The sequence below is a fragment of the Shouchella xiaoxiensis genome, from assembly GCF_016907895.1.
Taxonomy (GTDB): Bacteria; Bacillota; Bacilli; order Bacillales; family Bacillaceae_D; genus Shouchella; species Shouchella xiaoxiensis.
On sequence record NZ_JAFBCV010000001.1, the window covers coordinates 444605 to 457971 of the forward strand.

The 13367-nt window shown below is 41.6% G+C and carries 9 protein-coding genes; all 9 read left to right on the plus strand.

The features are described 5' to 3' along the window. Window positions 1-20: 20 nt before the first annotated feature. The 9 genes from JOC54_RS02320 (at window position 21) to JOC54_RS02360 (ending at window position 13356) form a co-directional block, all read left to right on the plus strand. Window positions 21-2390, plus strand: coding sequence for a glycosyl hydrolase family 95 catalytic domain-containing protein (locus tag JOC54_RS02320; protein WP_367617750.1), 2370 nt, complete (start codon window positions 21-23; stop codon window positions 2388-2390). Window positions 2391-2621: 231 nt separating this feature from the next. Beyond that, the gene (locus tag JOC54_RS02325) at window positions 2622-4403 is read left to right on the plus strand and encodes a cache domain-containing sensor histidine kinase (RefSeq protein ID WP_204464153.1); all 1782 of its coding nucleotides are present in this window, start codon (window positions 2622-2624) and stop codon (window positions 4401-4403) included. Window positions 4404-4453: 50 nt separating this feature from the next. Further along, window positions 4454-6007, plus strand: a complete 1554-nt coding sequence (locus tag JOC54_RS02330; protein ID WP_204464154.1) for a response regulator transcription factor — start codon at window positions 4454-4456, stop codon at window positions 6005-6007. Window positions 6008-6175: 168 nt separating this feature from the next. Continuing rightward, a complete protein-coding gene (locus JOC54_RS02335; RefSeq protein ID WP_204464155.1) occupies window positions 6176-7138 on the plus strand; it encodes an ABC transporter permease in 963 nt (320 codons plus the stop codon). Window positions 7139-7150: 12 nt separating this feature from the next. Beyond that, the gene (locus JOC54_RS02340) at window positions 7151-8053 is read left to right on the plus strand and encodes a carbohydrate ABC transporter permease (RefSeq protein WP_204464156.1); all 903 of its coding nucleotides are present in this window, start codon (window positions 7151-7153) and stop codon (window positions 8051-8053) included. 18 nt (window positions 8054-8071) lie between these two features. After that, entirely contained in the window at window positions 8072-9769 is a 1698-nt protein-coding gene (locus JOC54_RS02345) for an ABC transporter substrate-binding protein (protein WP_204464157.1), read from the plus strand. A gap of 72 nt (window positions 9770-9841) precedes the next feature. Continuing rightward, window positions 9842-12166: an alpha-xylosidase gene (gene yicI / locus JOC54_RS02350; protein ID WP_204464166.1), complete on the plus strand. Its 2325-nt coding sequence runs from the start codon at window positions 9842-9844 to the stop codon at window positions 12164-12166. Further along, window positions 12156-12692 (plus strand): hypothetical protein, encoded by a 537-nt coding sequence (locus JOC54_RS02355; protein WP_204464168.1) that lies wholly within the window; start codon window positions 12156-12158, stop codon window positions 12690-12692. The genes yicI and JOC54_RS02355 overlap by 11 nt, the downstream gene beginning before the upstream one ends. A gap of 13 nt (window positions 12693-12705) precedes the next feature. Beyond that, complete coding sequence (locus JOC54_RS02360) at window positions 12706-13356, plus strand: YesL family protein (protein WP_204464171.1); 651 nt, start codon at window positions 12706-12708, stop codon at window positions 13354-13356. Window positions 13357-13367 lie beyond the last annotated feature (11 nt).

Genomic DNA, 13367 nt, shown 5'->3' on the forward strand with positions numbered 1-13367 from the left:
GTATGTAAGGAGGATTGCTCGTGATTGAAAGCAGAAACAAATCACCGATAATGCGGGGGATGACAAGTCGTTCTCCAGCTAAAAAATGGGAAGACGCACTTATTACTGGGAATGGAACAATGGGTGCACTTGTATTTGGCCAGCCCCTAAACGAAACGATTATTTTTAATCATGAAAAACTGTATGAGCCTTTTAACGAAACGGTCGTACAAAACAACGAGCTAACTCCCATTCTACCTGAAGTACGGCGACAAATGAAGAATGGTCGGTTTCGAGATGCAGCTGCTCTTTTTTCCGAAAAATCCGGTCATCCGCTTCTTTTCACGGATGCTTACCATCCTGCATTTGGGTTAAACTGGAATCAAGCAAATAGTGGAAAGTACCGAAATTATAGCCGCCAGGTCAACTTTGAAACAGGTGAAACGATTGTTAAGTGGGCAAATGAAGCTGCCATGTTCGAACGGTACGGATTTGTATCGCGCGCGAAAGGACTATTTGTCATGCGCATGACAACAAGTCAGCCAGGGTTGCTAAGCGGTTTATTTACGATTGATCCTCTCCTTCTTGAGAGCAGTGCAGCTGGTTATGTGGAGGTCGATGAAAACGAGCTAAGCTACAGTTGCGCCTATAGCAAAACAGAGAAAGGCTATGTAGGACGCGTGAAGATCGTTACTGACGGAAAAACGACGCTCGTCCACGATGAGAAAAATAGCATTCGGGTTCAAGGAGCAACGGAAGTGATGGTTTTCGCTAAAATCACCCCACTGCTTAAGATCAATGCCGAGCACGAGGTAGCGCACGCACAGTTAAAAGCAGACCTGGCCTCCGTTGCTTCTTATTCGTATGACGAATTAGTGGATGAACACGCACGTATACACGGGGAACAATTTGCGAGAACGGCGCTTACGCTAGGCGAAGCGCCTTTGTATTCAGGCGCTATCGAAGATTTATTAGTAAAAAAAGAAAAGGAAATTGACGAACAGCTAGTGCAGCTGATGTTTGATATGGGCAGATACGTTCTCATTAGTTCATCAGGTAGCTACCCTCCTAATCTCGTCGGAATATGGGGCGGTGAGTGGCGCCCGCCTTGGAGCGGTGATTTTACAACAGATGCCAACGTGAACTTGGCCATATCAAGTGCTAGTCTTGGATGTTTACCAGAAGCGCTTGAAAGCTACTTTCATTTAATTGAGAAGATTGTTCCTGATTGGCGCATCAATGCCCGAACGATGTATGGGTGTCGCGGCATATTGGCTGGCTCGCGCACAGATGGCAATCACAACATTCACACCCATTTCGACGTTGATTGGCCGCTTGGATTTTGGACCGCTGGAGCTGCATGGTTGATCATGCCTTATTACGAGTGGTATCAGATTAGCGGGGATGACGCTTTTTTTCGTAACCGTGCGCTCCCATTGTTAAAAGAAGTCGCCTTATTTTATGAAGACTTTTTGACCGAAGAAGACGATCAAGGATATGCTATGTTTATTCCTTCGTATTCGCCAGAAAATACGCCCGTCATCTCATCTGAGCTTCAAGAACAGGGCTGGCAAGAAAGTCAGGCGGCCATCAATGCGACAATGGATATTGCCTGTGCAAAAGAAGTGTTAATGAATTTACTTACTACATGTAACGAGCTTGGAATCGAACAAGAGAATATTCCTCGGTGGGAAGCGCTCTTGAAAAAACTACCGCCTTATTTAATCAATGAAGAAGGAGCTCTGAAAGAATGGGCTCATCCCCATCTAGATGATCAATATGACCATCGGCACATTTCTCATTTATACCCAGTATGGCCAGGCCATGAGATCTCCAAATGGGGGAACCCAGAATGGTTTAATGCTGCTAAGCTGGCTTTGTTAAACCGGAAGCGAGGAAACGAATCAGCGCATGGTGTGATGCATTGTGGGATTGTCGCGGCAAGACTTAAATTAAAAGAACTTGTAGCAGAAAATTTAAAGTTTCTCCTACATGATGGCGATTACATTTACTCCAGTCTCGTCACTTCTCATAATCCAGGGCGAAGAATCTACAATGTAGATGCCAGCTGTAGTCTACCTACTCTTATAATGGAAATGCTCGTTTACTCGGTACCTGGAAAAATAGAGCTGTTACCAGCATTACCAGATCAGCTAACAACAGGGTCCATAACCGGCCTCGCAACGAGAACAGCGGTGACTATTCTTCGTTTAGAGTGGAATTTAGCTGATAAAACGGTCTCGATCTGCTGCCAATCGCATAAGAACCAGACGTTCTCGCTTTCTATGAGAGAAACCATAAAAGCTTTTACAACAAAAACAGAGGCTACAGATATAAACGTTGAGAAGGACGGATCACTTCTGCTTACAGTGGCAGAAAGTGAACAAATCACGCTTCAACTTTATTTCTAGGCTGTTCTGCTCTATAGCAAAAAGAAGGTGCAAAGGGATTGGGTATTACCTTTTGGACCTTTTTACGTTCCATTTGAAAGAATAGTATTTATCTAATTTCTGTATGAAAAGCATTAAAATTGTCCATGTATATTTTTAAGAGACTTTCCAGTAGAATAAATAGATATAAATAAATGAATAAAATGAAAGCGTTTCCTCTTAGGGGATTTATGTCTTTAGTGGAGCTTATGTATGAAGAGAAGCATTCAAAGAAAAGTGAACAGTATGACATTACGGAATAAATTGATTGCTGCTTTTATCCTTGTTGTGTTTGTACCTGTCCTTATTGTTGGCATTTTTTTAACGTCTGAATTGCAGCAGATGGCTTTAGATAATGCAGTTGATGATGCATCATCTGATATGACTAGGATTAAAGCGCGACTAACCGAAGCCCTTGTTCCATCGGTTTATGTATCAAATTCACTATTCGTTGATCAACGTCTAAAGGAAGTAGCGGAAACAACCTATGAAACTACTTATGATGTTGTTGAAGCTTATAAAAACTATACGTATTTAGAAGATCAAGTGCGGTATTATCCCGAGATTGAAAACATCCGACTTTACGTGCAAAACGAAACAATGTTAAATAATTGGCGTTTTATTCCTGTTAAGGAAACGAGTGAGATTGTGCAGACAAGCTGGTACCAAGATGCGTTGAAGCATAATGGATTAATGAACTGGAGTACAATTCAGTCAACTGAAGATCATTCTGATGCATTTAGTGTATCGAGGGTCATTCATTTTGCGGGTACGCAAACCCATGCTGTTTTAGTAATCAATGTTAATACGGCATACTTAAATACAATTATAAATCAAGAAGCACTGCCAATTTTGTTTTTGGACAGCTCAAACCATATTGTTGCGACAAATCAGTCTGGTCTACTGGGGAAAAATTTAGAACAGGTTACGATCTCACCAAAACTAAAAAATGGAGAATTGGGTATTTTTCAAGATCAGGTCTTTAATGCGCCGTCTCATATTCTTGTCGACGAATTAACAATTCCAAACAGCGTGAATGGCTTCCGAATTGTTTCAATTATTCCGGATGCAGCGATTATGGAAGGAGCAAATCGCTTACGAAACGTTGGTTTGGCAGTAATTGCAGGGAGTATAGTAATTGCCCTTTTCTTAATTATTTGGGTATCTACCCTTATCTCAAAACGAATATCGATGTTAAGTCGGCAAATACAAAAAGTAGGTGCTGGAGACTTGACGACCCGTTTTAGTATTGATGGTCAGGATGAAATCGGACAGCTTTCCCGCCAATTTAATCGGATGACCATTAACGTCCAGCAGTTATTAAAGGAGATTGAGGAGAAGAAGGAAGAAAAGCATGTTCTTGAGAAAAGACAAAATGAAATGAAGTTAAAGATGCTTGCGAGCCAAATCAATCCCCATTTTTTATTTAATACGCTGGAAACCATACGTATGCGTGTGCTGTTAAAGGGAGAACGAGAAACAGCCCATATTGTGAAACGGCTTGGACGCCTGCTTCGAATTAGCTTAGAAGTTGGCGGGGGACTTGTCCCATTAAAGCAAGAAATTGATATGGTTAAAGCCTACTTGGAAATTCAACATTTTCGGTTTGAAGATCGATTGACGTATGAACTGAACATTGATCCTGCAACAGAGGATTTTCTCATTCCTCCATTAGTCATTCAGCCGCTTGTTGAAAATGCCGTCATACACGGATTAGAGGGGAAACCTGAAGGGGGCTTAATTCAGGTTGAAACAAAGATTACTGGCAAAAATCTAGTCATCCAGGTAAGAGATAATGGCATTGGGATGTCAGAAGAACAGTATAAAAAAACGATACGTGCTTTAACCGCATCAACAACAGCGGAAGATCGAATTGGTCTACGAAACGTCCATGAACGGATCTTACTGACGTTTAACGATACAACTGGCTTACAAATCGAAACGGAGTTAGGTGCTGGAACAGTTGTTTCTATGACCATTTTTCATGGAGAATAATTAGGGTTTACTGCAATTGCCACTAAATTGATACAAATGGGGTGATGAGGATGTATAAAGTGTTAATTGTTGATGATGAGTCAGCCGTTCGGGAAGGTTTAAAAGCTATCATACCGTGGGAAGAATATGGTTTTGAAGTGACTGAGTTGGCAAAAGACGGACAAGAGGCGCTTCATTTATGTCATAACCAATCATTTGATCTATTACTCTCTGATATCCGGATGGGTCAGATGGATGGCCTGCAGTTAATAAAAGCGATTAGAACGTTTGACAATCGGCTTCATTGTCTAATTTTAACTGGATATGCTGATTTTGATTATGCAAAACAGGCCATTCAATATCAAGTGGCAGGCTATTTATTAAAACCGCTCGAAGAAGAAAACTTAATTCCTTTTTTAAAAGAAATCAAAAAAAAACTGGATAAGGAACACGCGCTTGAGCAACTAACTAAACTGGAGCAGCAAAGAAAGCAAGAGGCGTTTATTATTTCCTTTATTGATCACGAAGGAGAGCAAGGGGTTGTTTCTCATGAGCAATTTGACCATTTGCTTAAATTGTATCGTTTAGACTGGCCAGCGTATGCCGTGATTATAATCCAAGTTGAATCAAACGGTGGAGGGTACACTAATCAAATAAAACAGCAGTTAATGGAGTGGTTTAAAGGCAAGGAAGGGATCGTTTTCTTCACGCATCACATGTATGCTGGTGTTGTGGTGAACGCCGATACGTATCGAAACTATGACATTCAACGGCTTTACAAGCAGGTTGAACAGTCTCTTGCACTTGATCAAATCATTGTATCAGCATCGTTAGGTAAGACGGTTACTCGTTTAATCTCAATTAAAGAGTCGTATCAGCACGCAGTAGAGCTGTTAGAACAATCGTTCTTTTATCCAAAGCAACAGCTTGTGCGTGCTGGGAGTGAAGTGCTTATACCTGGTGCTGGTGAACGAGCAGATTTAACGATTTATGATGTGGCGGATCAACTTTATTTAGCGTTAGAATTAGATGAACTCTCGACGATTGAAACGGTGTTAACACAGCTTAATGTACAGAAGAAACCCTTTTATTCTGAACGGGAATTCAAGAAAACTGTCGTCTGTGTATTAACGGTACTCGTATCAAAATTACAAAAAGCAAAACCAGAGATGCACGATTTTCTTGTTGATGTTACGACGAACTTAGTATCCATCTATTCAATTAATCACTATGAAGACGTGGTCACCTTTGTGCAACTACAGCTGAAATCAATTGGTGAACAGCTTGAACATGAAGAGGGTGCTGATCCATTAAAGAAGCTCTTAATGCTAATAGATACCAATTACCATGAAAATCTGAAACTAGAGAAGTTGGCGGACTTATTTCATTACAATAGTGCCTACTTAGGAAAGTTATTTAAATCCTACACAGGTGAATATTTTAATACGTATGTTGACAAAGTCCGCATCAACCAGGCAAAAAAACTGTTGCTTCAAGGGGATAAAGTATATCGGGTAGCCGAAACGGTGGGCTACAACAACGTTGATTATTTCCATAGTAAGTTTAAGAAATATGTCGGATTATCACCATCCGCTTATCGCCGAAAAGAAAAAAACATCGTTTGATAGAGCAATACGTCTGCTATTTTTACTGCAGGCGTCTTTTTTATGAAAAGGTTAATATACTAACGATGGAAACGGATACAAGAACTAATTTCTATATGATTTTCGTCGTAATCTTTCAGGTATTGAAAGGGCTTTATATTCGGTACTATAAAATTAGAGAGGGGGGCTATGGTGAAGACATTAAATGAGACAGGAGATTCAAGTGTAACGGTCTCAAAGAAAAAGACTTTTTTTGCGACAATGAAAAAACAGAAGATCTTATATTTTATGTCCATCCCTATTGTTATTTATGTTTTAATATTCAATTATCTTCCTGTGTGGGGCTGGACAATGGCTTTCCAAGACTATAGGCCGGGTAGGTCTTTTTTTGAGCAGGATTGGGTTGGATTCGCTCATTTTATTGAGTTATTTAACGATCCTCACTTTTATCTTGTTTTACGAAACACGTTGGCGATGAGTATCTTGCTCTTAATCGCCGGTTTTACGATTCCAATCGTATTCGCTGTCTTATTGAATGAATTAAAAGATTCTCTTTTTAAACGATCCGTACAAACGATTTCCTACTTGCCTCATTTTGTTTCATGGGTAGTTGTAGCTGGAATTGTAACAAAAATGCTCTCCACTGATGGTGGAATCGTAAACGATTTGCTTGTCGGTTTAAATCTGATTGATCAACCGATTCAGTTTCTCGCGAAAGGCGAGTGGTTTTGGTACATCGTTACAGGGGCCGATGTTTGGAAGCAGATGGGCTGGAACTCGATCATTTTTTTAGCAGCAATGGCCGGGGTTGATCCTCAACTTTATGAGGCTGCACGGGTTGATGGTGCCGGACGATTTAGACGAATTTGGCATATAACGTTGCCTGGAATTCGCCCTACGATTTTTGTGATTTTAATTCTATCAATCGGAAACTTAATCGCAATTGGTTTTGAACGCCAGCTCCTGCTAGGCAATTCACTTACTCGAGAATACGCGGAAGTATTGGAAATGTATGCCCTTAATTATGGGATAGGCATGGGAAGATATTCGTTTGGTACAGCGATTAGCATTTTTAATGCAATGGTTAGCATCTTCTTATTGCTTATTGCAAACGGTGTGTTTAAGCGATATTCCAATACGAGCGTAATGTAGCGGAGGTGGCTTATGAGAAAAAAATTAAATCGGATGACTAAAGCTGAAAAAGTATTTGAAGCTGCAAACTATGTGTTTATGTGCATCGTGCTTGTTGTGATGCTTTATCCATTTTTGAATGTGCTAGCTATATCATTAAATGAATCAACAGACACAGTCCGTGGAGGTATCTATATTTGGCCACGGGAATGGACGTTAGAAAACTATGCCGTTATTATGCGCTATGATAGTTTAATAACTGGTTTCATTAACTCTGTATTGCGCACGGTAATTGGTACAGTTCTTGGTTTGTTCGTTTGTTCAATGGTCGCTTATACGTTATCTCGTCAAGATTTCCAAGCGCGTCGGTTTGTCTCGACTATAATCGTGTTGACGATGTTTTTCAGTGGTGGGTTGATTCCAACATATATGCTTATGCGTGATTTAGGCCTAATCAATACGTTTGCTGTATACATCTTGCCATTGCTTGCTAGCGCTTGGAATATCATTATCATCCGCTCATTTATGGATACGCTTCCAAACGCGTTGCAGGAATCAGCAAAAATGGATGGTGCAAACGATTTTACGATTTACTGGAAGATCATTTTGCCGATATGCAAACCCGTTTTGGCAACGATCGCCTTGTTTATCGCCGTTATGCAGTGGAATATGTGGTTTGACACGTACATTTATAACAGCGCCAACCCAGCACTCACAACGCTACAATATGAATTGATGAAAATACTACAGAACACGGCAACTAGTGCCGGAATTGATGCAACAAGAGGTGGACAAGGTGCAGAACTGGCCAGTCGTGTATCGCCAGAATCGGTACGGATGGCCATTACAATCGTAACAATCGTTCCAATTCTGCTCGTCTATCCATTCTTACAGAAATATTTTGTCAAAGGTATGACGCTTGGTGCGGTTAAATAATTCAAAGGGGGATAAATCATGAAGACTTATTTGAAAGTAGCAGGCACGCTTATTGTTCTGGGCACATTTGCTGCTTGCAGTAATGAAACGGAGACGGACGCAGATAGTGATCCAACAGAAGGCTTGGATGAGATTGAAATTGCTGGAGAACTCGAACCAATCACTTTTTCCTTATTTGCAGCAGACAATAATCCAAGCTGGAGTGGTATGGACACGCCAATTGGCAAGGAGATTTATAAGCAGACTGGTGTAGCTCTTGATGCTGATTTTGCCTTGTCAGACCCGACCGAGCGTATTTCTCTATTTGCTGCGAGTGGTGACTACCCAGATTTTATTTTGCCAAAAGGCGATGGCAATCTACTAGTTGACGCAGGGGCAATGGTTGACTTAAGACCATTAATTGAAGAGCATGGGCCGAACATCCAGAAGGTCTATGGAGAGTATTTGGAACGAATGGTGTGGGGCGAGGAAGATGATGCGATTTACTTTATTGGAACAAATGGTGGTGTGGATCAAGAGTATATGACACCAGGAACGGGCTTCTATCTGCAGCATGCGGTCGTCGAGGAATTAGGCTACCCAGAAATTAATACAGTAGAAGACTTTGAGAATGCCATCAAAACCTATTATGAAATGTATCCAGAAATTGATGGCCAGCCAACGATACCACTGTCGCTTCTAGCGGATGATTGGCGCCTCTTGATCTCTGTTACCAATCCGGCCTTTCTAGCAACCGGCGCTCCGGATGATGGTGAGTGGTTTGTCGATCAAGACACGTATGAAGCTCAACTCCACTACAAACGGCCAGAAGAAAGAGAGTATTTTAGATGGTTAAATCATATGAATGCAGAGGGACTGCTAGATCCAGAGAGTTTTGTCCAGCAAGAGGATCAGTACAAATCAAAAATTTCTTCTGGACGTGTTCTTGGAATGATTGACGCCGAATGGTCCGTTGCAGATACACAAGTTGCGCTTCGTGAAGATGGAAAGTTTGAACGGATGCATGGAATTTATCCAGTGACGCTTGACGATTCCTATAAACACGCAAACTTCAAGCCGACAGGTTATTTATCTGCTTGGGGAATTGGAATTTCCGTAGATAACCCTGACCCGGTTCGAGCAATTAAATTTTTAGACTGGATGGCAAGTGAAGATGCTCAGATTCTAAATAACTGGGGCATTGAAGGGGAGCATTATCAGCTTGATGATGATGGTAAGCGTTATTTAACGGAAGAACAGAGGGAGGAGCGCAGATCTGATAGTACGTTTGATGAACGAACAGGAATTAATGTCTATCGAGCGTATGCACCGCATTATGGCGACAGTGTGCTCGATTCTAATGGAGAGCCTTACACCATTAATACAGCAGAGACGTTAATCGATGATTATACGGATATTGAAAAAGAAGTTCTTGCAGCGTATGACGCAGAAGTATGGAAAGATCTCTATCCTCAAGAGGATGAGTTTGAGCCAAGACCGTACGGAGCGGCTTGGGAAATCAACTATGGATCGACTTCCTCGATTGCCGTGCCATTTCAACGGGCAGAAGATACAATATTCACGCGTATTCCACAGGCCATCCTAGCGGATCCAGCTGAATTTGACGGGATTTATGATCAATTTATTGAAGAGATTAGTGGACCAGAAATGGAAGAGGCTGAACTGGAGTTTTCGAGACTTCTGCAACAACGTGTAGAGCTTTGGGGTGGGAACTAACGAATAAGGATAGAGCGCTTCGTTTACAGAGAAACGAAGCGCACTGCTTATTAACGGAAGGAATGAAGAGTAATGAAATTTACAGATGGAAATTGGTTAGTTAAAGATGGGTTTGACTTAATTCCGGGAGATCAGCTTTTCACTACGGATCATGATTCGCATTCATTGACGGCTTACGTTGCGCCGCGAAGTGTTTCCGAGCGAGGTGGACAGCTGGACGTGCCGTTGCTCACGGTAAACTATACGTCACCAATAGAGGATGTTATAAGAGTACAAATTACACGGCATAAAGGTAGAAAGAAAGTGACGCCTGCTTTTACAATCCATGATCAAAACAAGTCCGTTCTCGTAGAAAAAACAGCCGAGTCTATTAAACTTATATCTGGAAAACTAGCTGTCCAGCTTCCAACTAGCGGAAGTTGGCACGCCAACTATACGTATGAACAACAAGCATTAACGAAAACGAAGGCAAGAGGTATGGCCCACATTACAGAGAACAAGAAGGATACGTATATGCGGGAAGAGCTTGGCTTGTCTGTCGGTGAACATGTTTATGGATTAGGTGAGCGATTTACACCTTCTATAAAAAATGGTCAGGCAGTTGACATCTGGAATGAGGACGGTGGGACAAGTACAGAACAGTCCTACAAAAACATTCCGTTTTACTTATCAAACAAAGGTTATGGTATTTTTGTCAATCATCCTGAGTATGTCTCGTTTGAGCTTGGCTCTGAAAAGGTATCTACTGTTCAATTCAGTGTTGCTGGCGAATCGTTAGAGTACTTTATCATTGGCGGTGGTTCGCCAAAAAAGGTATTGGAAAACTATACGACGCTAACAGGAAAGCCCGCATTACCACCGGCTTGGTCTTTTGGCCTCTGGTTAACCACTTCTTTTACAACAGACTACGATGAAGAAACCGTTACACGCTTCGTCGATGGAATGGCGGAACGGGACATCCCACTAAGTGTGTTTCATTTCGACTGTTTTTGGATGGAGGCGTTGAAATGGTGTAACTTCGAATGGGATAAAAATGTCTTCCCTGATCCTCAGGGAATGCTAGCACGTTTAAAGGAAAAAGGCTTAAAGCTATCGGTTTGGATTAACCCGTACATTGCACAGCAATCCCATCTCTTTGATGAGGCAGTAGAAAAAGGCTATCTCTTGAAAAAAGCAAATGGAGATGTTTGGCAGTGGGATAGGTGGCAGCCAGGCATGGGTATTGTTGATTTTACAAATCCGGATGCATGTTCTTGGTACAACAGCCATTTAGAAAAACTAATGGAGATGGGAATTGATAGTTTTAAAACGGATTTTGGCGAACGAATTCCCACAGATGTCGTTTACCATGATGGTTCTGATCCTTTAAAAATGCACAATTACTATTCTTATTTATACAACCAAGTGGTATTTAATTTACTTGAAGAAAAACGTGGCAAAAACGAGGCTGTCTTGTTTGCCCGTTCCTCAACGGCTGGAGGCCAGCAATTCCCGGTTCATTGGGGTGGTGACTGTGACGCAACGTATGAATCGATGGCGGAAAGTTTGCGTGGTGGCTTATCCTTAGGGTTATCCGGTTTTGGCTATTGGAGTCATGACATCGGTGGCTTTGAAAGCACAGCACCAGCCGATTTATACAAACGCTGGGCAGCTTTTGGCTTGCTCTCCAGTCATAGCAGACTGCATGGCAGTAAGTCGTATCGGGTTCCGTGGGTATACGATGAGGAGTCAGTTGATGTTGTTCGTTTCTTTACAAAGTTAAAGTGCAGCTTAATGCCCTATTTGTATCAGCAAGCCAATCACTCTTCATCGATTGGTATTCCAATGATGCGGGCGATGCTCCTCGATTTTCCCGATGATCCAACAAGCGCCTATTTGGATAAGCAGTATATGCTCGGCGACTCCATTCTCGTTGCACCTATTTTTAGTGAAGAAGGGGTCGTAACCTACTATCTCCCTGAAGGGCGCTGGACGCATTTATTAACAAACGATCGAACAAGCGGCGGCAGATGGGTGACGGAACAATATGATTATCTCAGTCTACCCGTATTTGTAAAACCAAACACGATTTTGCCCATTAACCCAAATGCGCAGATGCCTGATTATGACTACAGCAATGAGGTTGAATGGCATGTCTACGAGCTCGATACAAGCGCAGAGCAAGCTCTTCGAGATACAGACGGAAACCTCCTTTATTCAATCAAATTGTTGAGGCGGGGAAAAACCATTCACGTCCATGTAGATGGTACACCGAATAAGCCGTGGAGCCTGTTTTTTCATCGTATAAACATAGGTGAAACATCAGAAGAAGTAAGCTGTAAAGAAGAGACAGGCGGGACGAGAGTTATTTTGCAGGAAAACGTCTCAGATTGTGTGCTTACGGTTGATGAACAGTAAGCTGTTAACTCTAAGAAAAGGGTTGATGGTTCTTGCTGGAATATGCTGCATTCACCTTGGTGGGTGCAGCTCCTCATCTTCTTCTGAAGTGACGGTTATGATCTTTTCTGATCTACCTTTAACTGCGGAAGACGAAATTTCTACTTATCTTGCAAATCGTACAGATGTTGATAAACAGCAGCTGAAAGTAAATCTGTTTCTTCCATCAGCTGAGAAATTAATGGTAGAACTCGTTGCTGGCGAAGGCGATGTCTATCTTGTTGAAGAGTCTCTTTTGCCAATCTTATTTGATCCAGTCATGCTCGAACCTTTGCAGGTAAGTGCAGATTTAGTTGATTCCGTCAATCATTATACTGGATTTAATGACCGGAGCAATGAAGAGCATGTGTATGCGCTTGCGACTGCTTCAGACAACCAATTATTTGCTCATTTAGGTTACTCAGCGGAAACACATGCAGTGGCAATGATGCGGGAGCAGAAATTGCCGGACATTGCTGAAGCCATTCTCGATCAATTAGCACAATAGAGGAGGAAGTTTTATGCAAAGAAGCTGGGTTGATTCACCTTTATATACATGGTCTGATTGGGCAATGCGAATGGCTTATTTAAATATCATTTGGTTGTTGTTTACAGCAATCGGTCTGTTTTTATTCGGGTTCATGCCAGGCACAGTTGCCTTATTTACGCTTGTTCGAAAACAACTTTTAAAACAAGATGTGCCTGTGTTTAAAACTTTTTTTTCAATTTATAAACGTGTATTCATAAAAGCAAATCTGGTTGGGTTTTTGCTCACTTTATTTGGTTACGTTCTACTAGTAAATTTCACATATCTAGGAACGTTGACAGGGACCGAATTCACCTTACTACGATTTGGATTAGTGTTTGTTTCCTTGTTTTATGTGGCGACCTTGCTGTTTATTTTCCCCGTGCTTGTTCATTTTCAGTTGCCGATTATGCGATCGTTTAAGCAGTGCATCTTGGTTGCCTTTATCAACCCACATATTGCTGTCTTTATGGGAGCAGGCGTTGTTGCTGCGTATTATTTGTTCCAGCTGATCCCAGGTCTAACCTTATTCTTTTGTGGAAGCGTTATCGCTTCTTTTCTAATGTGGGCAACGCTAACAGCATGCAAGCGCATAGAAAAAAAGCAGCAGCTTTTACTTGATTCAACCCCTTCATCTTCCCATTGATGAAGGTTTTT